Origin of the sequence: Vibrio sp. 10N.261.51.F11 (genome assembly GCF_041471665.1) — a bacterium.
GTDB classification, from domain to species: domain Bacteria; phylum Pseudomonadota; class Gammaproteobacteria; order Enterobacterales; family Vibrionaceae; genus Vibrio; species Vibrio crassostreae_C.
The window spans coordinates 32,795-56,920 of record NZ_JBFROW010000035.1; the positions used below are offsets into that span (position 1 = coordinate 32,795).

General features: G+C 44.9%; 21 protein-coding genes. 16 read left to right on the plus strand and 5 right to left on the minus strand.

Annotation, left to right across the window (positions count from 1 at the left end; genetic code table 11):
- Positions 1–190 precede the first annotated feature (190 nt).
- Together ung and AB4351_RS12305 are read left to right on the plus strand one after the other, a co-directional pair.
- Positions 191–871: a uracil-DNA glycosylase gene (gene ung / locus AB4351_RS12300; RefSeq protein WP_017059317.1), complete on the plus strand. Its 681-nt coding sequence runs from the start codon at positions 191–193 to the stop codon at positions 869–871.
- A gap of 86 nt (positions 872–957) precedes the next feature.
- Positions 958–1,509, plus strand: a complete 552-nt coding sequence (locus tag AB4351_RS12305; RefSeq protein ID WP_372126153.1) for a hemerythrin domain-containing protein — start codon at positions 958–960, stop codon at positions 1,507–1,509.
- 151 nt (positions 1,510–1,660) lie between these two features.
- Here AB4351_RS12305 and AB4351_RS12310 read toward each other — a convergent pair whose 3' ends face one another.
- Positions 1,661–1,849, minus strand: coding sequence for a DUF3545 family protein (locus AB4351_RS12310; RefSeq protein ID WP_017059319.1), 189 nt, complete (start codon positions 1,847–1,849; stop codon positions 1,661–1,663).
- A gap of 709 nt (positions 1,850–2,558) precedes the next feature.
- Between AB4351_RS12310 and AB4351_RS12315 the strand changes: the two genes are divergently transcribed.
- Both AB4351_RS12315 and yaaA read left to right on the plus strand, forming a co-directional pair.
- Positions 2,559–3,986: a sodium:alanine symporter family protein gene (locus AB4351_RS12315; protein ID WP_032545312.1), complete on the plus strand. Its 1,428-nt coding sequence runs from the start codon at positions 2,559–2,561 to the stop codon at positions 3,984–3,986.
- Positions 3,987–4,194: 208 nt separating this feature from the next.
- Positions 4,195–4,971 carry a peroxide stress protein YaaA gene (gene yaaA / locus AB4351_RS12320; RefSeq protein WP_017059322.1) on the plus strand — a complete coding sequence of 259 codons (777 nt, stop codon included), beginning with the start codon at positions 4,195–4,197 and terminating at the stop codon, positions 4,969–4,971.
- Between the two features lie 115 nt (positions 4,972–5,086).
- Here the strand turns inward: yaaA and srmB are convergent, their stop codons facing one another.
- On the minus strand, positions 5,087–6,352 hold the full coding sequence (srmB, locus tag AB4351_RS12325) for an ATP-dependent RNA helicase SrmB (RefSeq protein WP_017059323.1): 1,266 nt from the start codon (positions 6,350–6,352) through the stop codon (positions 5,087–5,089).
- A gap of 107 nt (positions 6,353–6,459) precedes the next feature.
- Complete coding sequence (locus AB4351_RS12330; protein WP_017062876.1) at positions 6,460–7,188, minus strand: tRNA1(Val) (adenine(37)-N6)-methyltransferase; 729 nt, start codon at positions 7,186–7,188, stop codon at positions 6,460–6,462.
- A gap of 314 nt (positions 7,189–7,502) precedes the next feature.
- Between AB4351_RS12330 and brnQ the strand changes: the two genes are divergently transcribed.
- Complete coding sequence (brnQ, locus tag AB4351_RS12335; RefSeq protein ID WP_017059325.1) at positions 7,503–8,816, plus strand: branched-chain amino acid transport system II carrier protein; 1,314 nt, start codon at positions 7,503–7,505, stop codon at positions 8,814–8,816.
- A gap of 146 nt (positions 8,817–8,962) precedes the next feature.
- Here brnQ and fldB read toward each other — a convergent pair whose 3' ends face one another.
- Complete coding sequence (fldB, locus tag AB4351_RS12340; protein WP_017062875.1) at positions 8,963–9,484, minus strand: flavodoxin FldB; 522 nt, start codon at positions 9,482–9,484, stop codon at positions 8,963–8,965.
- 150 nt (positions 9,485–9,634) lie between these two features.
- Between fldB and xerD the strand changes: the two genes are divergently transcribed.
- The 8 genes from xerD to AB4351_RS12380 all read left to right on the plus strand — a co-directional run bounded on the left by xerD (position 9,635) and on the right by AB4351_RS12380 (position 19,136).
- Positions 9,635–10,549, plus strand: coding sequence for a site-specific tyrosine recombinase XerD (xerD, locus tag AB4351_RS12345; protein WP_017059327.1), 915 nt, complete (start codon positions 9,635–9,637; stop codon positions 10,547–10,549).
- Between the two features lie 26 nt (positions 10,550–10,575).
- Positions 10,576–11,355 carry a thioredoxin fold domain-containing protein gene (locus AB4351_RS12350; protein WP_372126154.1) on the plus strand — a complete coding sequence of 260 codons (780 nt, stop codon included), beginning with the start codon at positions 10,576–10,578 and terminating at the stop codon, positions 11,353–11,355.
- 80 nt (positions 11,356–11,435) lie between these two features.
- On the plus strand, positions 11,436–13,172 hold the full coding sequence (gene recJ, locus AB4351_RS12355) for a single-stranded-DNA-specific exonuclease RecJ (RefSeq protein WP_372126157.1): 1,737 nt from the start codon (positions 11,436–11,438) through the stop codon (positions 13,170–13,172).
- A gap of 235 nt (positions 13,173–13,407) precedes the next feature.
- Positions 13,408–14,506, plus strand: a protein-coding gene (gene prfB / locus AB4351_RS12360; protein WP_100208942.1) for a peptide chain release factor 2 whose coding sequence is annotated in 2 segments (ribosomal slippage) — positions 13,408–13,482 and positions 13,484–14,506 — 1,098 coding nt in all. Because the reading frame shifts where the segments join, the coding sequence is not laid out codon by codon here.
- 98 nt (positions 14,507–14,604) lie between these two features.
- Positions 14,605–16,137 carry a lysine--tRNA ligase gene (lysS, locus tag AB4351_RS12365; protein WP_017059330.1) on the plus strand — a complete coding sequence of 511 codons (1,533 nt, stop codon included), beginning with the start codon at positions 14,605–14,607 and terminating at the stop codon, positions 16,135–16,137.
- A 271-nt stretch (positions 16,138–16,408) separates the two neighbouring features.
- Positions 16,409–17,743, plus strand: a complete 1,335-nt coding sequence (gene vpsR, locus AB4351_RS12370) for a cyclic-di-GMP-binding transcriptional regulator VpsR (RefSeq protein WP_017062873.1) — start codon at positions 16,409–16,411, stop codon at positions 17,741–17,743.
- 625 nt (positions 17,744–18,368) lie between these two features.
- Positions 18,369–18,620 (plus strand): hypothetical protein, encoded by a 252-nt coding sequence (locus AB4351_RS12375; RefSeq protein WP_008224444.1) that lies wholly within the window; start codon positions 18,369–18,371, stop codon positions 18,618–18,620.
- Positions 18,621–18,824: 204 nt separating this feature from the next.
- Positions 18,825–19,136, plus strand: coding sequence for a DUF6482 family protein (locus AB4351_RS12380; RefSeq protein ID WP_004735016.1), 312 nt, complete (start codon positions 18,825–18,827; stop codon positions 19,134–19,136).
- Between the two features lie 88 nt (positions 19,137–19,224).
- On the opposite strand, the gene mutH is transcribed toward AB4351_RS12380, so the two are convergent.
- On the minus strand, positions 19,225–19,890 hold the full coding sequence (gene mutH, locus AB4351_RS12385) for a DNA mismatch repair endonuclease MutH (RefSeq protein WP_032546406.1): 666 nt from the start codon (positions 19,888–19,890) through the stop codon (positions 19,225–19,227).
- Between the two features lie 616 nt (positions 19,891–20,506).
- On the opposite strand from mutH, the gene rppH reads away from it, so the two are divergent.
- Genes rppH through AB4351_RS12400 form a run of 3 tightly spaced genes read left to right on the plus strand, consistent with a single transcriptional unit; the run spans position 20,507 to position 24,077 of the window.
- Positions 20,507–21,025 (plus strand): RNA pyrophosphohydrolase, encoded by a 519-nt coding sequence (rppH, locus tag AB4351_RS12390; protein ID WP_017059335.1) that lies wholly within the window; start codon positions 20,507–20,509, stop codon positions 21,023–21,025.
- 2 nt (positions 21,026–21,027) lie between these two features.
- Positions 21,028–23,277, plus strand: a complete 2,250-nt coding sequence (gene ptsP / locus AB4351_RS12395; RefSeq protein ID WP_229647454.1) for a phosphoenolpyruvate--protein phosphotransferase — start codon at positions 21,028–21,030, stop codon at positions 23,275–23,277.
- 8 nt (positions 23,278–23,285) lie between these two features.
- Positions 23,286–24,077 carry a sulfite exporter TauE/SafE family protein gene (locus AB4351_RS12400; RefSeq protein ID WP_017059337.1) on the plus strand — a complete coding sequence of 264 codons (792 nt, stop codon included), beginning with the start codon at positions 23,286–23,288 and terminating at the stop codon, positions 24,075–24,077.
- Positions 24,078–24,126 lie beyond the last annotated feature (49 nt).

Sequence of the window (24,126 nt, forward strand, 5' to 3'; positions counted from 1 at the left end):
AAGTGGTTAATCGAGATAAGCACAACTTGAACTGATTATTATGATTCATCAACAAGTGAACCCTACACATCATGTTTATTGATAGCTGTATGAGGTATAACTAGAGCCTTATTTAGGACAGTTAGCCGATACAGCTATTTTTTTGTCTGGCGAAAGCCGCTAGAAACCTTGATGATTGGGAAGTAAAACGATGACCGCACCAAAGACTTGGGAATCCATTATTAATGATGAACGTGATAAAGAGTACTTTCAGAGTGTCCTCGCGTTTGTTGAACAGCAACGTAATAGTGGTAAAACCGTCTACCCGCCACAAGAACAGGTGTTCAGTGCCTTTGATATGACGCCTTTCGAATCCGTGCGAGTGGTTATCTTAGGGCAAGATCCTTATCACGGTGCTAACCAAGCTCACGGCTTAGCATTCTCAGTGCTTCCTGGTGTGAAAATCCCACCTTCTCTACGCAATATGTACAAAGAGCTTGCACAAGATATAGAGGGCTTTGAGATTCCTAGTCATGGTTATCTCGATTCTTGGGCATCGCAAGGGGTGTTGATGTTGAACACAGTCCTTACAGTCGAAGAGGCAAAAGCACACTCACATGCTAAGTGTGGCTGGGAAACCTTTACCGATGCCATTATTGCTGAGCTCAATCAGCGCTCTGAACCGATCATCTTTTTGTTGTGGGGCGCACACGCCCAGAAGAAAGGTCAAGCGATTGATGACGACAAGCATCATGTGTTGGTTGCACCTCACCCATCGCCATTATCGGCACGCCGTGGATTCTTCGGTTGTCAGCATTTCTCTACAACCAACAAGCTGCTTTCTTCTATGGATCAACAACCTATTGACTGGCGTTTACCAACAGAAGTGTAGGTTGGTGGTTTTCTGAGCAGGGTCAAATCATAAATCAGCATATTCGTATACACTTATAAATAGTAGGTGTAATGGAGTGCAATACTATGATGATTGAAAGGATAAGACGAGAGCATGGCTATATGGCTCGTTTACTCGCGATACTCAACAGTAAGTTAGAGTTTCTGAAACAGGAGCGAGAAATAAACTATAGCCTGATCGCAGAGGTGGTTCATTACCTTATGAACCATTCAGACAAAGTGCATCACCCTAAAGAAGACGTCATTTATTGCTACTATCTTAAGCAATATGGCAGCGAGCAAGCGATTGAAGACTTGGAGTTAGAGCATCAATTGCTTTCTGAGAAAACGGCGGACTTTTTAGGTTTGGTCGATATGATCCTTCAAGATGCGGTGGTTCCTCAGCAAGTCTTTATTGAGCAGCTTGAAGCGTTTGTTAAGGCTCAGCGAAAGCACATGGAATATGAAGAGAAGCATGTGCTACCCATGATTGTTGAGGCGTTCACGGTGAAAGATTGGCAAGAAGTGGAGTCTCAATGGCTTCAACCGGAAGATGACCCTGTTTTTGGAGAGACCATCGCCGATCAATATCGCCAACTCGCGGCTCGGGTTCGACAAAATGAACAAGAGTGTGTTTAGCCCGTTGTAATGTTGAGGTGCACCTATTTTAGGTGTCCTCTATATTAGAGGGTTGGTTTCCAAATGGCGCTTTGAGCGGATTAACTACCTCAAAAAATAAAAAAGGCACCTATATAGGTGCCTTTTGCTATCTGATTTCTTATCGTGCTGATTAAAGTTTTATATCGTCAAGGCTAAAATCAAGACCTAGGTTCATCTCTCTCAGCTCTTTCTCAAGCTGCCTACGATCGTTGATGGCTTCAATTTCACGCCACTTACGCTTGAGTGGTTTCGAGCGTGATTTTTGAGTTACACGAGGCATTTCTAGTTCTGATACTTCATCGAATTGAAAGCTATCCATAAGCCATATCTCCTTCCGTGGGACTAGTTCTTACGAACCAATAAATATCATATTTAGGTTCACAATAACTTTGATTTGTTTCTCATTTGTTTCAAATCCATGAAGCTTTTGTTCTATTTTCTTATGCATGCTCACACATTGTGAGAATTATTATGTATAAAAAACAGGCAAACAAACCTAAGTAAACGATTAAATTGGGGGTTATTGAATGTTAATTCATTGTGCGAATGGAATAGCGTTTTGACTACAATGCATTGAAGTGCACATGGTACCGTGCGGTATAGGGATCTCATTGGCCTAGAAAAAAACGAAGATCTTCACTATACCTTGTAAAACCTAGGCTGACGTCATTTTTATAGGATGGCGTTCTTGTTGGGGTAGTGCCGTGGCTGTTGTTGATATTATGTCCCGATAATGTGACTTTTATTGGGCTGCATTGTTGAAAGTTGTGTTAACAAAAGGTGTGTTATTAGTGAAATGTCATTTTAATATGAGTGTATTTGCATATTGATTTTTAGGCCGTCTCGCTGCATTATCCGCCCGTCAAAAAATACACTGATACGTAAAATGGATGCATGAAGCGACATTTACAGTCTCAATCGCCGCAAGAATATAACAAGAGTGCCGACACAACATTGACAGAGGCATAGGCGATTAAGAGGAAGGCTAGGAAGCATGATCGGTGCTTAAACTCAATTACGAGGTTCACGTGACAGACTTAATCAATTTGATGAACGATCTCCTTTGGGGATCTATCTTAGTTTACTTACTGGTTGGTGTGGGTATCTACTTCACTGTACGACTAGGCTTCATTCAATTCCGCCATTTCGGCCACATGTTCTCTGTTCTTAGAAACAGCCGTAAAGCAGACAGTGCTGGTATCTCTTCTTTCCAAGCTCTTTGTACTAGTCTCGCTGCTCGTGTAGGTACGGGTAACATGGCAGGTGTTGCTGTAGCACTAACCGCTGGTGGCCCTGGTGCTATCTTCTGGATGTGGCTAATCGCAATGCTAGGTATGGCAACATCGTTTGCAGAAAGCACACTGGCACAGCTATACAAAACGCGTGATAACGACGGTAACTACCGCGGCGGTCCTGCATACTACATGGAGAAAGGCCTAGGCATGCGTTGGATGGGGGTTCTATTCTCTATCTTCCTCATCATTGCATTTGGTCTTGTATTCAACGCGGTTCAAGCGAACGCGATTGCAAGCGCAATGAATACGGCATTCGACCTTGAGCGTAGCTACGTTGGTGTTGGTATCGTAATCATCTCTGCGTTCGTTATCTTCGGTGGTATCCGTAAGATTGCACGCACAGCAGAAATCATCGTTCCAATCATGGCATTGGCTTACCTAGCGATCGCTATGTACGTGATGTTCGCGAACATCGAGAAAGTGCCTGAAGTACTGGCTCTTATCTTCAAGAGTGCATTCGGTCTGCAAGAAGCAGCAGCGGGTGGCCTAGGTTACGCAATCGCACAAGCGATGATTAACGGCATCAAACGTGGTTTGTTCTCGAACGAAGCGGGTATGGGTTCTGCGCCAAACGCAGCAGCTTCTGCTACGCCTTACCCACCGCACCCAGCATCACAAGGTTACGTGCAAATGCTAGGCGTGTTCATGGATACCATTGTTATCTGTTCAGCAACAGTCGCAATCATCCTGATGTCTGGTGAGTATGTACCACACGGTGAAGTAACGGGTATCGAACTAACGCAACGTGCACTAACAGCACAAGTGGGCGAATGGGGCGGCATTTTTGTAGCGGTAGCGATTTTCTTCTTCGCTTTCACTTCAATCATTGCAAACTACTCGTACGCTGAAACGAACCTTATCTTCCTTGAGCACAACAACAAGAAGGGCCTAGTGCTGTTCCGTATCGTTGTTCTGGGTATGGTTATGTTCGGTTCTCTAGCGACGTTACCAACGGTATGGGCACTGGCTGACGTATCGATGGGCCTAATGGCGATTGTTAACTTGGTGGCGATTATCCTGCTATCAGGTATCGTGATTAAGCTAGCGAAAGACTACAACCGCCAACTAGACGCGGGTAAAGTACCAACATTCGATTCGAATGACTTCCCAGAGCTTAAGTCTCAGCTGGAAGACGGTATTTGGGACAACAACAAGAAGTAATCTTGTTGGAGCGATAAACGGCTCATCCTAAAGTGATTAGAAAGGCTAAGGTTTCGACCTTAGCCTTTTTGTTTGCCTGTCATTTGTCTCATTCTGTCTATCGAAGCTCATTCTCCCTATCGAAGTAATAGGAAGAGTCATAAAGACAAGTTGATGTTTTTTCTATACTCTAGCAGCATCCAGTTAGATAACCGATTAGGGTAAAGTTATGTTAGTTGTCGTTTCTCCAGCCAAAACACTTGATTACGAATCACCATTAGCGACGGAACGCTTTAGTCAGCCTGAGTTTGTTGAACACTCTGCTGAGCTGATTGAAGAGTGCCGCAAACTGACGCCAGTAGATATTTCTGCACTGATGAAAGTCAGCGATAAAATCGCAGGGTTGAACGTAGCGCGCTTTGAGCAGTGGAGCGAGACCTTTACCCAAGACAACGCACGCCAAGCAATCCTAGCCTTTAAAGGCGATGTATACACTGGCCTAGACGCTGAAACGCTATCGGATGAAGATTTTGACTACGCACAAGACCACCTGCGCATGCTTTCTGGGTTATATGGCTTGCTTAAGCCGTTGGATTTGATGCAGCCATACCGCCTAGAGATGGGTACACGCTTAGCCAATGCTCGTGGTACTAACTTGTACCAGTTCTGGGGCAACATCATCACAGACAAGCTGAATGAAGCGTTGAATGCTCAAGGCGACAATGTGTTGATCAACTTGGCGTCTAACGAATACTTTAAAGCCGTGAAGCCGAAGAACTTGGATGGCCAAGTGATTACCCCTGTATTCAAAGACTGCAAGAACGGTCAGTACAAGGTGATCAGTTTCTACGCGAAGAAAGCGCGTGGCATGATGGCTCGCTACATCATCGAGAACAAGATCGACTCGGTTGAGGCGCTGACCCAGTTTGATACGGCGGGCTACTACTTCGTTGAAGAAGAGTCGAACGCGAAAGAGCTTGTCTTTAAGCGCGAAGAGCAAAACTAGTAGTCCTTGGCTAACGAGTAGCTCTCGGTTTTAGCCTGATAACAGACCAGATAGAGAAAAGCCCCATGCAGCGAACTGCATGGGGCTTTTTTATTGAATCGTTGAAGCTGGTAGATTACTTCTTCTTTGCTGCTTTCTTTTTCTTCGCGATTTTTTTCTTCTTCGCGATTTTTTGTTTCTCTACCGCTTTCTTATCTTCTTTCTTCGGCTTCTTCTTCTTAGTCACGGCCGCTTTCTTGTGCGTAGGGCGCATGCCTTCGATGAAGCGTTCTTTGATTGGTTCGTCTGTGTAACGAGCCACACGCTCAATCATTAGTTGATCGTGCGCTTCAATGATAGAAACCGCGTTACCTTTTTTACCAGCACGAGCCGTACGGCCAATACGGTGTAGGTATACGTCAGCAGTACGTGGCATGTCGTAGTTGATTACGTGGCTTACGTCTGGAAGGTCGATACCACGAGCAGCAACGTCAGTCGCTAGTAGTACGTTTACAGAGCCGTCACGGAAACGAGCAATCGCGTTGTTACGACGATCTTGAGGCATTTCACCTTGGATCCACGCACATGGGATTTGCGCGCTTTCAAGTTGAGCTCGTAGATCACCTAGACGATCACGCGTCTTCAAGAATACGATGCTGCGCTCAGCTTGCTCTGTGATGACGTGCTTTAGGATGTTTAGCTTGTGCTCTGCCGTGTCTGCACGGTGGTACCACTGAGTGATCTTCTTACGCTCACGAAGTGATGATTTCGCATCGATCTCCGCTGGGTTTTTAAGTAGATCTTCAGTGAAGCCTTCAATGCCTTTACCTTCTAGTGTTGCTGAGAACAGTAAAGTTTGTTTACGCCAGCGACACTCTGCAGACAGACGGTCAACAACAGGACCAAAGCCCATGTCTAGCATGCGGTCGGCTTCATCTAGAACCAGCCATTCAATCGCACGACAGTCAAAACGCTCGCCTTCAATGTATTCCATCAAACGGCCAGGTGTTGCTACTACGATATCTTGAGTGGTACTTAAGATATCTGCGTGCTCTTGGTACATCACACCGCCCGTGATCGTGAAGATATTTAGGCTGGTGTATTTAGCAAGCTCACGTGCTTGTTCGGTGATCTGCATTGCTAGCTCACGCGTTGGCGTCAGGATAAGCATACGTGCAGGGCCAGATTTCTTACGTGGGAAATCCAGTAGGTATTGCAGTGCTGGCAATACAAATGATGCTGTTTTACCAGTACCTGTTGGCGCAGAAGCCAAAACGTCTCTTCCATCTAACGCTTGTGGGATTGCTTCAGCTTGTATCTGTGTTGGACGTTCGTAGCCCATTTCGTCAATTGCTTTAAGCAGCTCTTGGTTTAGATCGAGTTCTGCAAAGGTTCTGATCACTGTTGTTTCTCCACAAGCAATAAATGTTTCTGCCTCAAAAAGCAGACGATAAAAAAGAGTAGTCGGACATTATAGAAGCATTAGTGATTAGGATCACATGGTATTTGCTACATCTTGAGATAAAAATCTTTAGTGAGCGCAATAAATGCTTCGCTATAACCACCTTGATGGTGAATTGTAAGCGATTCGCGCTGCAAATCTTGCTCGCAAGCAGGATCTTTAGATAACTCGAATAAAATTCGGCTAGCTGGCTTTTTATCTGTTGTTTTTACATCAAGGCGTTTTGCTAGATACCAACCACATTGCTCGGCAAGCTTGATAAAACCTTCCCCCTCAGGCGTCGGTAGGATGAAACTGGCAGTCGCGGCGTCGGTTGTTATCTCGAAACAACGCTGGGCAAGCGCTAAATGATCCAAGCTGTCGGTGTGCCTGGCGGTGGCTCTTTGGCTTTGCTGCGCCTGTTCTCCAGAGTTGAAATAGGGCGGGTTACAGATGATCGCATCAAACCTTTGTGGAAAGTCGGTTGTTAACACGCTGCCGTGATCAAGGGAGATACGATTTTGCCAAGGCGACTGCTCAATATTGACAGTGGCAGCATCAATAGCGTGTTGATCAATATCTATCGCAGAGATTGAAGCATCTTCAAAACGCTGCGCAGCCATCAAAGCCAGCAGACCTGTCCCGGTTCCAATATCGAGTACACATGATCTTTGTGGCAGGCTTACCCAAGCGCCAAGTAATACGCCATCGGTACTGACTGGCATACCGCTTTTCCCGCCGTAAATTGAGAATTGCTTAAAATTGAAGCTTTTAGTTTGCACTGTTTTGTCTTTCATTAATGTTCTGAGTATCGAGATATTTTAAGTGATTAGCTCTAATGTTAACCGCTTGTATGAATCAATGTTCTGCTTGGAAGAATATTGTTGTGCATTATGGTTAGTTTATAATTGTGGCTATTTTTCTATAGCTAGTGGAATCCACTGCTTTTTGTTCTCATATGCAAATTTATATGGTGTTTTTGTGTGGTGACTTGCAGCTAGCCAGTTGTTTCGTCATTATGCGCGACTATTTTATAGATTGATTGGCAGCTTTGAGCTGTAACATTCATGTAAGCACAACATAAATTCATAAATATAATTAAGGATTATCTGTGAAACAGAGTCTAAAACTAACAGATATAATGGCATTGGGCTTTATGCTTTTTGCGTTTTTCTTGGGTGCGGGTAACATCATCTTCCCACCTCTAGCTGGCCAATTAGCCGGTGATCACTTCCTTCCAGCGATGTCTGGTTTTCTGCTGACTGCCGTTGGTCTGCCGTTAATCACTATCGTCGCGGTCGCAGTGGCTGGTGGCTCTTGGGGTCACTTAACTAAAGATCTTCCTAAGAAAGCAGCAACCATCATGGCTGTACTGATCTTTATCATTATCGGTCCTGCATTTGCTGCACCGCGTACTGGCCTTGTTGCCTATGAGATGGCGGTGAAACCGTTCTTCATCGATGCCTCTCAAGCTCACCTAACTCTCTTTTCGATTGCATTTTTTGCAGTAGCGATGTTCTTCTCATGGTCGCAAGGTAAGCTTATTGACGTCATTGGTAAGGTGCTAACACCTGCACTGTTCGTTGGTTTGGTTGTGCTGGCGATTGCTGTATTCGTTAACCCTCAAGGCGATATTCTTGCGGCTCACGGTGAGTACATCACTCAACCACTAACCAAAGGTTTCCTTGAAGGCTACAACACCATGGATACTTTTGCTTCTTTGATGTTTGGTATGCTGATTGTTGATGCGATTCGTAGCAAGGGCATTACTGACCGTGCAGCGACGACTAAGTACCTAATTAGCGCGGGTTGTATTGCCGCAGCGGGTCTGGCGTTTGTTTACATCTCTCTATTTTTCCTAGGCGCAACAAGTGCAACAGTCGCAGCTGGTGCAGACAATGGCGGTGCTATTTTAAGCCTATACGTTCAATCGTTGTTTGGTCCTTCTGGTCAGCTAGTGCTTTCTGTGATCGTACTATTAGCATGTCTAACTACGGCGATTGGCCTTGTGTCAGCATGTTCTGATTACTTCAGCTCGCTAACGCCTCTGTCTTACAAGACTTGGGTAATCATCAATGGTGTAGCTTGTGCAACCGTTGCGAACGTTGGTCTTTCTCAACTGATTTCTCTGTCTGTTCCAGTACTGTTTGCACTGTACCCAGTCGCTATCGCGTTGGTTGCTCTGACATTCTTACGTAGCCGTTTCCCTAATCCAAAAGCGGCTTACCGCGTAGTGGTATTAGTGTCACTGCTGTTTGCTCTTATTGATGGCGCTAAAGTAGCGGGTGTAGACGTGTCTGCACTTAAGATGCTGCCACTGTTTGAGATCGGTATGGGTTGGTTGCTTCCAACAACGGCTGCAATCATCTGTATGTTCTTTGTTGGCAAGTCAACAGAACAAGAGATGGCTGAAGAGACTGTTTAATCTTCCGTTGAGATTAGATTGTCCTTCGAGATGAAATAGAAAAGGCCTCATTACTTCGCAGTAATGAGGCCTTTTTGTATTCTGTGGTCTTTTTATATTCAGCTAGTTACTTGGTTAGCTACTTAGCCGGGAGTACTTCTGTTTGGTTATAGCTTTTCGCTGTACTCAACCAGTACTTGCTCAACCCAGCTTGCGATACGGTCGTCGCTTAGCTCGTATTGTGAATCTTCATCAAGCGCCAAACCAACGAATTGAGATTTGTCTTCGGTTAACGCTTTAGACGCTTCGAACTCGTAGCTGTCATCGTTTGGCCAGAAGCCAACAAACTCTGCACCCGCGGTTTTCAGTTCATCATGCAATAGACCCATCGCATCTAGGAACCATTCGCCGTAGCCTTCTTGGTCACCCAAACCAAACAGAGCCACAACCTTGCCTTTCATAGGCGTGGTTGCGATGTCTTCCCACAGTTCATTCCAATCTTCTTGGATTTCACCGAAGTCCCAAGTCGAGATGCCCAGCAATAAAAGGTCGTAGTCCGCCATCAATGAAAGAGGGCTTTCTTTCACGTTATGGATATCAACTAGGTCTTCACCAATAATGCCGCGAATTTTCTCTGCTGCCATTTCTGTGTAGCAGGTGGTTGAGCCGTAAAATAATCCAATTTTCATAGCAAACGTTCGATTTTAATTTCAGATGGCGAATTCTAACCATAAATCGACTTCGATTGCAGCGATTATCCGCTCAAGTCGTAATTTTTATGGCATTCATATTTGCTCTGGCATACTCTCAAAACAGTTTCCAATATTGTGAGTAACACTATGCAGTCGCCTCAAGGGCAGAGCGCAGACCACGGTCTCGTTGAGCAGTTTTTAGATGCTATGTGGATGGAGCGAGGATTATCGGAGAATACGCTTGTCTCGTACCGTACCGATTTGTCCAAGTTATTAGCGTGGATGGAAAAGAACAATTACCGCCTCGACTTCATTAGCCTTTCAGGTTTACAGGATTATCAAGGCTGGTTAGCCGACGCCGATTTTAAGCAGACCTCTCGTGCCCGTATGTTGTCGGCGATTCGTCGCTTGTTCCAATATTTGCACCGCGAGAAAATCAGAGGCGATGATCCAAGTGCCTTGTTGATCAGCCCGAAGCTGCCGCAACGCTTGCCGAAAGATTTGAGCGAAGAACAGGTTGATGCTTTGCTCGATGCGCCAGATCCGAACGATCCGATTGAGCTTCGCGATAAGGCGATGCTTGAGTTACTCTATGCAACCGGTTTGCGTGTGACAGAACTGGTTAGCTTGACGATGGAAAACATCAGCCTAAGACAGGGCGTGGTGCGTGTTATTGGTAAGGGTGGCAAAGAGCGCTTAGTACCAATGGGCGAAAATGCGGTGGATTGGATAGAGACTTTTATTGAACAGGGTCGTCCACATCTACTTGGCGAAAACAGTTCCGATGTGGTTTTTCCGAGTAAACGCGCCAAGCAAATGACCCGTCAGACGTTCTGGTATCGTATTAAGCACTACTCGGTCGTCGCTGGTATCGACACAGAATTGTTGTCACCACACGTATTGAGACACGCTTTTGCGACGCATTTACTGAACTATGGCGCAGATCTCAGGGTCGTACAGATGTTACTTGGGCATAGTGACTTATCGACAACCCAAATTTATACTCACGTGGCGACTGAAAGGCTCAAGCAAATTCATGCGCAGCATCACCCACGTGCTTAAATCCATTTATTTTTAAGGTGAACTTAATGAGCGTATTACGCCGTCTTCCTCTACTAGCGCTTCCTCTTATGATTACTGCATGTAATGCATCAGAAGCGAAAGTAGAAACAACATCAACAGCCGTAGAAGCTGCTCCAGCTCAAGCTATTGATACAGCTGCGTTAACTAAGCGTTTTGAAAAAATCGGTATTAAGATCGATAAGATTGTTCCTTCGGATATCGATGGTTTGTTAGAAGTTCAAACCAACAGCGGCATTATATTTTCTTCTCCAGAGGGCGATCACTTTCTAGCCGGTACACTTTACTCTTTAGATGAAAACGGTAAGTTCAGTGATGTTTTGGCTGAGCGTCAAGCTCCGCTGAATGCTGAAAAAGTCGCGGCGATGTCGGATACGGTTATTGAATACAAAGCCGATAACGAAAAGTATGTTGTGACGGTATTTACTGACATTACGTGTGGCTACTGTGTTCGTCTGCACAGCCAAATGCAGGGCTACAACGATCTGGGTATTACCGTTCGTTACATGGCTTACCCACGCCAAGGTGCGACAGGGCAAGTTGCCGATCAAATGGCAGCAATCTGGGCTTCAGATGATCCAAAAACAGCGATGCATGACGCTAAAGTAAATCGTCAAATGCCAGCGTCTGGTAAAGATCTAGCAGAGCAAAAGCAGATCATTTCTAAACAGTACCAATTAGGTCGTGAGCTTGGCATCAATGGCACACCGGCTATCGTGCTAGCAAGTGGTGAGTTGGTGAGTGGTTACTTACCGCCAGCACAACTTCTTCAACGTTTAGAGCAATAATCTCGTTTTCTGTATTGCCAATTTATCCCCCATGTTTTTGATTTAAGGAGTGGCCTGATTGATATCGGGCCCATTTTTATATGATAGAGATCCAACGCCGTCCTGAGGTCGACATTTCAGTCTTACCTGCTCACTTACCTGACTTGTTAAAGCGCATTTATGTGAGTCGTGGAATCGACAGTGCCGACCAACTAGAGACAGCAGCGAAAGGCTTGCACTCTTATCAAAAACTGGGCGGCATTGATGCTGCGGTTGAGCTGTTGTTCAAAGCTATTCAGCAGCAAAAATGCATCATCATTGTTGGTGACTTTGATGCCGATGGCGCGACCAGCTCGGCGCTGTCTGTTTTAGCGTTACGTATGCTCGGCAGCTCTAACGTCGACTATCTGGTACCAAACCGTTTTGAAGATGGTTATGGCTTGAGCCCTGAGGTTGTTGAACAGGCAATCGAGCTTGGTGCTGAAGTGATCATGACGGTCGACAACGGTGTATCTTCAATTGAAGGTGTTCGCTTTGCTAAAGAGAAAGGGCTAGAGGTTCTGGTTACCGATCATCACTTGCCGGGCAATGAACTGCCAATGGTCGATGCTATGGTTAACCCAAACCTTGAAAGTTGTGCTTTTCCTTCGAAAGCCCTAGCGGGGGTTGGTGTCGCTTTTTACCTGATGATGGCATTGTGTGTTCACATGCGTAAATTGGGTTGGTTTGCAGAGCGCGGCATGACAGAACCTAAGTTGATGGAACTGATTGACCTTGTGGCGCTGGGTACGGTTGCCGACGTGGTTCCACTCGATGAAAACAACCGAATTTTAGTTCATCAAGGTTTGCAACGTATTCGTGCGGGTAAAGCTCGTCCGGGCATTCAAGCCTTGATCGAAATTGCTAAGCGAGACGCTAAGCGTTTGGTGGCGTCTGACTTTGGCTTTGCTCTTGGTCCTCGTATCAATGCAGCTGGTCGATTAGACGACATGTCTTTTGGTGTTGAGCTGCTAATGAGTAACAACATCCATGCGGCTCGTCGAATGGCGAGTGAGTTAGATGGCTTGAACCAAACACGTAAAGAGATCGAAGAGGGTATGAAGCAAGAAGCGATGGCTTTTTGTGAGCGCCTTGAATTTGGTAAAGACGACCTACCTTCTGGCTTGGCACTATTCCAACGTGATTGGCACCAAGGTGTGATTGGTATTTTGGCTTCGCGTATCAAAGACAAATACCACCGCCCAGTGATTGCGTTTGCAGATGGCGGCGAAGGCAGTATCAAAGGTTCATGTCGTTCAATTCCGGGTCTGCACATGCGTGATGCATTGGACCGAATTGATACTCAAAACCCTGGCTTGATTCTTAAATTTGGTGGCCACGCAATGGCGGCTGGTTTAACCATCATGGAAAAGGACTTTGAACGCTTCAGCAAGCTGTTCAATGATGTGGTGAAGAATGAACTTGGAGAAACAGCACTGAAGGGCATTATCTTGTCTGATGGTGAGCTGTTACCAGAAGAGTTCTCGATGCACACCGCTGAAACGCTGCGTTCAGGTGGCCCGTGGGGACAAGCTTTCCCTGAGCCAATCTTCGATGGTGAGTTTAAAGTGCTGCACCAAAAGCTGGTGGGTGAAAAGCACCTTAAGCTGATGCTTGAGCCGCTCTACAAAGGCCACCCAACCAATGTGATGATTGACGGTATTGCCTTTAACGTCGACCTACGTCGCTGGCCTGATGCATCAGTAAAAACCGTTCATCTTGCATTTAAGCTCGATATCAACGAATTTCGCGGCAACCAATCGTTGCAGCTGATGATTGATCATATCGAAGCCAAATAGTGATTTTGGGCTCAATAATGCTCATCATATAGTGCCAAATTCACCAAGCTCTGTTCAAAAACAGGGCTTGTTTTCCTTCCTGCCCTTACAAAATTTACGTGTTTTTTATGCCTGTCAATTTTATATCCCATTAAGTTGTTGAATCTTGGTTCACCACTCTAAAAAATTCTGTATCTCCGTCACACTTTTGAGTACAATTCTTCGGTTAAATTCTACTCATAAATGATGAGCTAAAATGTTTGAAATCAATCCTATAAAAAACCGTCTGCAGGATGTGTCTGAGCGCACAAATATCCTGAGGGGGTATCTTTGACTATGACGCTAAGAAAGAGCGTCTAGAAGAAGTAAACGCAGAATTAGAACAACCGGATGTATGGAACGAACCTGAGCGTGCTCAAGCGCTAGGTAAAGAACGTTCTGCATTGGAAGCGGTAGTAGAAACGATCGACCAACTTGACCAAGGTGTTGAGGATGTTGATGGCCTATTAGAGCTTGCGGTTGAAGAAGAAGATCAAGAAACGTTCGATGAAATTGAACCAGAACTGGCCGAGCTTGAAGCTAAGCTAGAGAAGCTGGAATTCCGTCGTATGTTCTCTGGTGATCACGATGCATCAGATTGCTACATCGATTTACAGTCAGGTTCGGGCGGTACAGAAGCTCAAGACTGGACTTCAATGATGTTGCGCATGTACTTACGTTGGGCAGATTCGAAAGGCTTCAAGACTGAAGTTATCGAAGTGTCGGATGGTGATGTTGCTGGCCTTAAAGGCGCAACGGTACGTATTTCTGGTGAGTATGCTTACGGTTGGTTACGCACAGAGACTGGTGTTCACCGTCTAGTTCGTAAGTCACCATTTGATTCAAGTGGTCGTCGTCATACTTCATTTGCATCTGCGTTTATCTATCCTGAGATTGATGACAACATTACGATCGACATTAATCCTTCTGACCTACGTATTGACGTATACCGTGCCTCTGGCGCTGGTGGTCAGCACGTAAACACCACGGAATCAGCGGTACGTATTACTCACGTTCCGACTAACACTGTGGTTCAGTGTCAGAATGACCGTTCGCAGCATAAGAACAAAGATCAAGCGATGAAGCAGCTACGTGCTAAGCTTTTTGAACTTGAGATTCAAAAACAAAATGCTGAAAAACAAGCGAGCGAAGAGACGAAATCAGACATCGGTTGGGGCAGTCAAATCCGCTCTTACGTGCTGGATGATTCTCGTATCAAAGATTTACGCACCGGCATCGAAAACCGTAATACTCAAGCGGTTCTTGACGGTGACTTAGACAAGTTTATTGAAGCTAGCCTGAAATCAGGTCTGTAAGCTTTATCAACTATTAAGCTTTACCAATAATATTGGTAAAAATGCCTATATTTGCAAAAATATAGCGGTCCAAATTTTAAAAGCAGGGTACATCTCTAATGACTGATGCTGTTCAAAACGAAAACGCACAAGAAGCTTCTTCACCTGAAGAGAACAAACTAATCGCTGAGCGCCGCAGCAAGCTGGATCACATCCGCCAAAACTGCAAAGCTAACGGTCACCCAAATGACTTCCGTCGTGAGCACCTAGCTGGCGATCTTCAAGCGGAATTCGGTGAGAAGACTAAGGAAGAGCTAGAAGAGCTTAACCACATCGTTGCGATCGCTGGTCGTGTTATGGCGAAGCGTGGTCCATTCCTTGCGATTCAAGAAACTTCTGGTCGTATCCAAGCATACGCAGCGAAAGACGTTCAAAAAGTACTGAAAGAGAAGTACCAAGGCCTAGATATCGGTGACATCATCGGTGTTAAAGGTGCGCTTCACAAATCAGGTAAAGGCGACCTTTACGTGAACATGGAAGAGTTTGAATTGCTGACTAAAGCACTTCGTCCTCTACCAGAGAAGTTCCACGGTCTAACTGACCAAGAGATGCGTTACCGTCAGCGTTACGTTGACCTAATCGTGAACGAAGATTCTCGTAATGCATTCATCGTGCGTTCTAAGCTTGTATCTTCAATCCGTAACTTCATGAGCGCGAAAGGCTACCTAGAAGTTGAAACGCCAATGATGCACGTGATCCCGGGTGGCGCAACTGCACGTCCGTTCATCACTCATCACAATGCACTAGACATCGACATGTACCTACGTGTTGCACCAGAGCTTTACCTTAAGCGTCTAGTGGTGGGTGGTTTTGACCGTGTATTCGAGATCAACCGTAACTTCCGTAACGAAGGTCTATCTCCACGTCACAACCCAGAATTCACAATGATGGAATTCTACCAAGCGTACTCTGACTACAAAGACCTTATGGATCTGACAGAAGAGATGCTAAGCACGGCAGCAATGGACGTTCTTGGTTCTACTTCTATGCCTTACGGTGACGAAACGGTTGAGTTCGGTGGCACTTACGCTCGCATGAGCATGTTCGATGCAATCAAACACTACAACCCTGAGCACGCTGAGATTCAAGCGCTAACAGAAGCAGACCTACAAGACCGTGAAAAGATGGTTGCTATCGCAAAATCTGTACACGTAGACGTAGAAACGTTCTGGACATGTGGTCAGCTTCTAGAAGAGATCTTTGGTGAAACGGCTGAGCCTCAGCTAATTCAACCAACGTTCATCACTGGCTACCCAGCGGACATCTCTCCTCTAGCTCGTCGTAGCGATGACAACCCGTTCTTCACAGACCGTTTTGAGTTCTTCATCGGTGGCCGTGAAGTTGCGAATGGTTTCTCTGAGCTTAACGATGCACAAGACCAAGACGAGCGTTTCAAAGCGCAAGTTAACGCGAAAGACGCGGGTGATGACGAAGCGATGTACTACGATGCAGACTACATTACTGCACTAGAGCACGGCCTACCGCCAACAGCGGGTCAAGGTATCGGTATCGACCGTCTAGCAATGCTATTTACAAACACGCACACAATCCGTGACGTGATCTTGTTCCCGGCAATGCGTCCACAGGCGTAATTCTCGCTTATAGGGCGTAACAGCCTATGTAATTAAAAAGCCACTGAAGAGTGGCTTTTTCTGTTTTGGGGCTTCAAAACCTAGTCTGTACCGCACTCTTGATTCGAAAAATCGTTATTTCTGACATAGTCTTACTATTGAGACATAAAATCTAAGATAGTCTCACTACTATACGTCTCTGCGCTGAATACGCTCTCGCGGCATTTTGTCGAACGATGAAGCAGTGACTCGTATTAGTCTGATTTAAATAAAAATAGAATAAGGAAGAAGGATGGGAACTCAATTTAAGATGGATTCCTTACCAGGTTCTCTTATCGTCGTTGGTGGTGCGTACGAACCCTGGTTATCAGTGTTAGAACAAGTGGGTTGGCAGTGTACCCAGTGTGCAGATTTACGAAAAGCCGATGCCTTGATTGCTGATATTGGCCCATGTATTGGTATTGTCGATCTTAGTCATGATGAGTTCAGTCTCAACGGTATTGCTAACCTTGTGAGCAATAACAAGCAGGTGAGATGGCTCGCCTTTATCCGTGAATCTCAATTAAGCTCTGATACGATCTGCCAGTTTATCGTCAACTTCTGTATCGACTTTTTCACGGCACCAATCCCAGATGCTCAATTGCTGAGTACCATTGGTCACCAACTGGGTATGCTTAAGCTTGAGCAGAAGGTATGGCCAAACTACGGCATCAATAACAACATGGGACTGCTAGGCGATTCTGTGGCCGTGAAGCGCTTGAGAGACCAAGTAAAGCGTATTGGGCCGACTGATGTCAGTATCTTGATTTATGGCGAGAGTGGGGCTGGTAAAGAGACGATTGCACGCTCGATTCATCAAAATTCGTCGCGAGCACAGAAACCATTTTTAACGGTTAACTGTCGTGCCTTGTCTGAAATGAGAATAGAGGCCGAGGTGTTTGGCATATCAGCACAGTCAGCGACTGCGCCTTGTATGTTGGAAGAAGCCGATGGCGGAACCATCTTGCTTAATGATGTTTTAGCGATGCCACGCAATCAACAACTGAACCTGTTGCGCTTTCTACAAGAAGGTAAGATTGAAACTGCGAATGGACCTAAATCTGTCGATGTGCGTATTCTGGCCGCGAACTCCTCTGATATCGAGAAGGCGTTGATCGAGGGCGACTTCAATGAAGAGCTTTATCACTATATCAATGTTCTGCGTATTCATGTTCCAAGCTTAAAAGAACGTGTGAGCGATATTTCAGTACTGGCGAATCATTTTCTGCGTGAGTACTCGAAAGAGTTTAATGCTCAAGCGAAGAGCTTCTCAGACGATGCTATCCGTTCGATGAATCGATACCATTGGCCTGGAAATGTGCGTGAGCTGATGAATCAGATTAAGCGTGTTGTGTTGATGTCTGATGCTGTGATCATTGAGGATCACCAACTGGATTTACCAAAACAGAATGATGAGCGCCGCAGTCTTAAAAGTATCCGTGAGCGTTCAGAGCGAGATGCGTTGCTGATTGTTCTGGAATCTTATGGTGGTCAAGTATCGTTGGCCGCTAAGGAGCTTGGAGTTTCGCGTGCAACCATGTACCGATTGCTGAACAAACATAGCCTGATTTCTGAAGGTGTTGTTTAGAGCTCTCTATTCATTGATTCTATCCAGTTAGTGTAAATCTAAGAGCCACGCATGATGCGTGGTTTTTTTATATCCATTGCTACAACTTCTCGTTGATCGTTGATCGTTGACTGCTGACAGATTGGCAGGTTGATAGATTGAGCTATTAGAGGCTCGGTCTTTAAGAGAGATGTTCTGTGATTTTATATAATCATAGTGAATATGTTATATATAAAGTAATATGCAACTAATATTTTGGGTGAATCATTTGTTTTGAAATTGTTAATCAATTATCGGTTGAATAATATACTCACTTGGTTAGACTTTAACCGTGAAAGCAATGGTTTAACAAAGACTTATTTGCTTTTATTATCTCATTTCTTTTTGGATTTTTTAGTTAGTTTGGAGGCGCAAATGAAACATTTCGATTTTATACAGCATATTTGCGCGTCGTTTGATCCGTGTACTGACATGGTGACTGTTATGTCACAAACATCAGCCATGGCCGATCGAAACACCCAAGATAAACCTAACTAATAGATCCGTATCCTTATTTGGCTGTGGAAAAATAGCAGCTAAGTGAGAAGCCCTCATACTATCTAACACGCTATTTTTCCTCAGTTGATTCAACAACTGGAGAGTTATTATGCGTCACTCAGTATATTTAAAATTAGCAACAGTCCTTATCCGTGCCGATCTTCGTCGTGAAGAGCGCGAATGGCAGCGAAAAGTACGTCGTAGTTCACTAGACCTACCTTGGCACAACACTCATTTGCTAAGAGATATTGGCCTTGAAGCCGATGGTCGTCCAATTGGTTTCTCTGAGCCTGAAGTTGTCACCATTGAACGTCGCGTTCGTCATCTTCGTCGTGTTCTTAGCGCGCGAATACCGACGTAATCTTTCGGGGTTGATCGCACCTTTCAACCCCCTAAATCATTGACGGTGATAGTTAGGTGTCAAAAGTGAGCGCTTTTGAACTAGAACTGGACAAAAAAGAGAAGCATTGGCTTCTCTTTTTTGTTTTTTTAATCGAGAAAAATCAACGTGCCCTAGTAAAGAAATAGAGTTCTACTAAGCTATAGAGAGCAAGGGAGGCCGGTTATGCAAAAGCATCAGTTAGACATGTGGTTACATGGAGAGCACAAAGACTCTTATCAAACACCCAAAGTGTACGTTATTGGCTGTTCTGATATTTCAGAATATCTATTGGCGGTGGAGTACAAACATAAGCTAGAACCGGTAAAGCAAGACGGCGAGCCGCTTCACTTTGGATCCTTGGATCAAGTGAAAGAGGAGTTACTCCGGCTCGGCTTTGAAAAGGCGTATCTTCGCTTACACAACGCCTATGATGAGTTTGGTAATGAGCCAAGCCAAAGCTACTGTGATATTGAACTGGCGCTCAAACCTCATTAAGAGGCGTTGGTAGCGAGATATTGATTCTAATTCCAGACTGTTTTTTAACGCACTGATAGTTTTGGCTATCGAGGCTCGATTAAACGATCTATGCGTAATGTGTTGTCAGTAATTTATGGGTGAATTGAGTTCGCAGATAGAAACCACGTGGTTTAGTTTTGATAGGTTTTCCGCTTGCACCGTAAGCTTCCGTTAACACACGACTGTTAGCAGCCTTCGGACGTAAATGCAGTGCTTCACCGTGTCTTGCTGTTATCTGTTCAACATTGCCTAAAACGATCAACTCCATCAGTTCTTCCCAATCTCGCTTCAAGAGTTCGTCTTCAGCTTGGCTAGGTGTCCATAATAATGGGGATCCTACATGCCTCTCTGCTAGCGGGATCTCTCTTTCTCCCTCGACAGGGATCCACAACACCTTAGACAGCTTGTTTCGAACGTGGCTGGTTTCCCAAGTTATGCCTTGCACACCCATCAAAGGAGCAACACACACAAAGGTGGTTTCGAGTGGCTTGCCAGAGTAGCTAATCGGAATGCTTTTTAGCTCGATACCGAGCTTGGCAAAATCTTGTTCTGGCTTACTGCCTGCAGGTGCACCCAAGTGCCATTCCAATAGCTGCCCAACCCAGCCTTTATCACGCTTAAGGTCGTTTGGCATCACCATCTCAGCTTCGTCAGCGAGCTCTTTAAAGGTCATTCCGGCGATGGCATACGCGCGCTCTAACAGCTCTTGTTGTGTTTGTGGTTCTGGTTTCATAATAAAAGGCATGATCAAAAAAATGATTTTATCAGAAGTTATCACCAAATGACGACTGGTTAAGAAATGATCTCCTTGCGAGAGAAGGGATCAAACTCAGGGTTATCCACAGGACATAAAGGTAATTAATTGAAATATTAATTTAGTGGATAAATAAACAGGGGTTTATGGTGGATAAAATGCTTGCCAAATGGGGTTCAAAATGAATCTTTCACTTAGTAGTGTGGATAAACATCGGAGTGGTTGATCTTTAACCATGTCAGGTTTCTGAAAGATCTTTTACATTTCTAATGTTTTTTAAAACTAGAATGTTATTTTAATTTGCTGATTTATATAATAATAAAATCATTTTGACTGATTTGTTGTTTTTGGTGTTGATGAATCTATGGATTAAAAAAAACGATTGCGGGTAATTCTTCACATAGTTATTCACAGAAAAGGTGAATAAATGTGGTCTATGTCTCACTATTGTGTGGGTAACTAGAATTTGAGCAAAACTTATCCATATTCCTAGTTATTATTCATAAATATAGCGCTTATCACGTCACTAAGTTTGCTCCGATTGGGGATATGTGGAAAAATCAGAGTAATTAAAAATTTAGATAGAGGTTGGCCAGTGATAGATGGCGATGGTTACCGATTAAATGTTGGTATTGTAATCTGTAACAACCATGGTCAGGTCTTCTGGGCTAAACGATACGGGCAACATTCATGGCAATTCCCTCAAGGGGGAATAGATGAAGGTGAGACTCCGGAACAGGCAATGTACCGCGAGTTGTATGAAGAGGTTGGCCTTACTAAAAAGGATGTAAAGATCGTCGCGACAAGTCGTCATTGGTTACGCTACAAGCTACCCAAACGACTGGTTCGGTGGGATTCTAAACCTGTCTGTATTGGACAAAAACAGAAGTGGTTCCTTTTGCGCTTAGATTGCGATGAATCGCATATCAATATGCAGCGTGGAAGTACACCTGAGTTTGATGGTTGGCGTTGGGTGAGTTACTGGTACCCAGTTCGACAAGTTGTTTCTTTCAAGCGAGATGTTTACCGTCGAGCGATGAAAGAGTTCGCATCTTTAGCAATGCCGTTTAAAGAGCGAAAAATAAAAGGAAAGCGCAAATTGCGTAGAGGTTAAGCATGCTCAGTCAACTAAGGGAAATAGTTGAACACGTATCAAGAGTTGAAGATGTGTCGACGGCTCTTGATATTTTGGTTAAAGAGACATGCAGTGCGATGCAGACGGAATGTTGCACCGTGTATTTGGCAAATAATGATATGCAGCGCCTTGAGTTGATGGCAACTCAAGGCCTGATCTTCAAAGGCAATAGCATTCACATTGGTTTTGACGAAGGTCTGGTTGGCCTTGTTAAAAGAAGTGCTGAACCTATCAACCTTGCACAAGCGTCTGCTCACCCTGCTTATAAGTTTTTTCCAGAGCTTGGAGAAAACGTCTATCACTCTTTTCTCGGTACTCCGATTATCCACCGCAAGCAAGTGCTCGGTGTATTGGTCATTCAACAGAAGACCCCACGTTTATTTAGTGAGATGGAAGAATCCTTCCTTGTCACGCTCTCTGCACAACTTGCCGTTATTGTGGCGCACGCCCAAACTCAAGGCCATTGGCTGTTAGAGCAACAGAAGCTACCGGCTACTAAAGGTATTGCAGCTTCATCGGGCGTGGCGATTGGTGACTTATGGTGGGACAACACTCAGCCTGAACTCACCGATGTTTATCCTGCTTCGACGCTCAATATAGAGAGAGAGCATGAGTTGTTGGCGGTAGCGGTTGAAAACGCCCTCAATGACTTTAAGCGCATGCGAAAGCGCTTAGATAGCGAAATCAATAAAGATGCGTTGGCGATCTTTGACCTGTTTACTCACTTACTCAACGATCCTATGCTGCGTAAGGATCTAAAAAGCCAAATCCAGAAAGGCGATAAAGCCGATTGGGCACTAAGACAGGTTGTAGAGAGTTATTCTAATCGCTTTGCTCGTATGTCGGACGTGTATCTTCGTGAGAGAGCACAAGACATCCGAGAGCTCGGACAAAGGCTGCTCTATTTCCTCCACAACTCTGAACATGAACTTCGCACGTTAGATAAGCCGATTATCCTAGTGGTTCGTGAGTTAACCGCTTCGGTATTAGCGTCTATTCCCAAAGAAAAGCTCTTAGCGGTGATTTCCTTGGAAGGGGCGGCGAACTCGCACGCAGCGATTTTATCTCGAGCGCTTGGCATACCTTCCGTCATGGGGGTAAACCTCAACCTAGCTCAAGCTAATGGCAAGCGAGCGATTGTTGATGGGTATAGCGGTGAGATCTTTATTGAGCCGACTAAAAGCCTGCTCAAAGAGTATCGAGGGCTGATTCTAGAAGAGAGTGAGCTCTCCTCTATGGTCAATCGCGAGCTGTACCTACCGGCAAAAACGCAAGACAACAAGCAAGTCGAGATTCTGCTTAATGCGGGTTTAAGTGCAGACACTAACATCGCTATCAACCAAGGCGTTGATGGCGTAGGGCTGTATCGAACTGAAATTTCTTTCTTGTTGCAGCAAAGATTCCCGTCAGAGGATGAACAATTCAAGCAGTATCGTTCTGTACTGGCAAGCTACCCAGAGAAACAAGTGGTGATGCGTACACTCGATATCGGTGGTGATAAGGCCTTACCGTATTTTCCTATCGAAGAGGACAATCCATTCCTTGGTTGGCGTGGTATTCGGTTTACGCTCGATCATCCTGACATCTTTATTATTCAGTTACGTGCCATGCTACGTGCGAGCTGTGAAAGCCATAACTTGAGTATTTTGCTGCCGATGATCTCTGGTGCACAGGAGTTGGATGACGCGCTACAGTTGATTGAACAAGCGTATGATGAAGTGCATGAGCTTGATAACCGAGTGCGTATGCCTCGCGTTGGTATCATGATTGAAGTGCCATCCATGCTGTACATACTGCCGCTGATTGCGCATAAGGTCGACTTTGTTTCAGTCGGTACCAACGACTTAACCCAATATTTATTAGCGGTTGATCGGAACAATTCACGAGTATCCGATGTCTATGAATCAATGCACCCTGCGGTGATCATGGTATTAAAACAAATTCATGATACTTGTAAGCAATATCAATTACCTGTTTGTATTTGTGGCGAGTTAGCCGGTGACCCGATGGGCGCGCTGCTATTGATTGGATTGGGGTATGAGACGTTAAGTATGAATACCTCGAATGTCGCAAGAACCAAATATTTGATTCGTCAATCGAACTTGGCTGAATTACAGGATTTGGCAAATAAGGCACTTTCAAAACCGTATGGTAGTGACATCTATAGTATGATGCTGAACTATTTCGAAGAGCGTGAATTTACAGGCTTCATTCGAGCAGGTAAAAAATAGGATTTAACGTGTCATATGAACTGATAGGCTTGTTAGCGGGCCTTGGTGCTATTGTTGGTGTTTTAGCAGGCTTGCTAGGCATTGGTGGTGGTTTGCTGGTTGTTCCTGCCTTACTGTTTTTGCTTCCTAAAGCGGGTATCCCCCAAGAGTTTGCGATGCAAATGGCATTGGCTACTTCGCTATCAACCATCATCGTTACGTCGGGATCGTCTGCGATTAACCATCTAAAGTTGGGTAACGTAGAGATGTTTGTCGTTAAATGGTTGATGCCAGGTGTGGTGATAGGTGGCTTCCTCGGCTCTTTCGTGGCCGATGTAATTCCAGCTCAATACTTACCAAAAGTCTTTGGTGTGATTGTTTTGGTGTTGGCGTTGCAAATGCTATTGTCGATTCGCTCCAAGAGCCAAAAATCGATGCCGGGTTCAGCTAAAACCGTGTTGTGTGGCGGCGGGATTGGTTTGGTATCAAGCTTAGCGGGCATTGGCGGTGGGTCTTTATCGGTACCTTTCCTTAACCATCACGGTGTGGAAATGCGTAAAGCCGTCGGCTCATCTTCGGTATGCGGTTGTGTTATCGCGATTTCGGGAATGCTAGGTTTCATTTGGCATGGATCTTCTGTCGATGATCTTCCTGCGTATAGCTTGGGTTATGTTTATCTACCGGCTTTGATCGCGATATCTTGTACCTCAGTTTTGACCACTCGAGTGGGTGCGAAACTGGCCACTCAATTGCCAACCCCTGTGCTGAAGAAATTCTTTGCGGTATTTTTAATGTTTATAGCAGCCACAATGCTGCTGTAGTGTCTTTTCTGTTAGTCATTGAGCTAACCGTTAATCAATTTAGATAGAG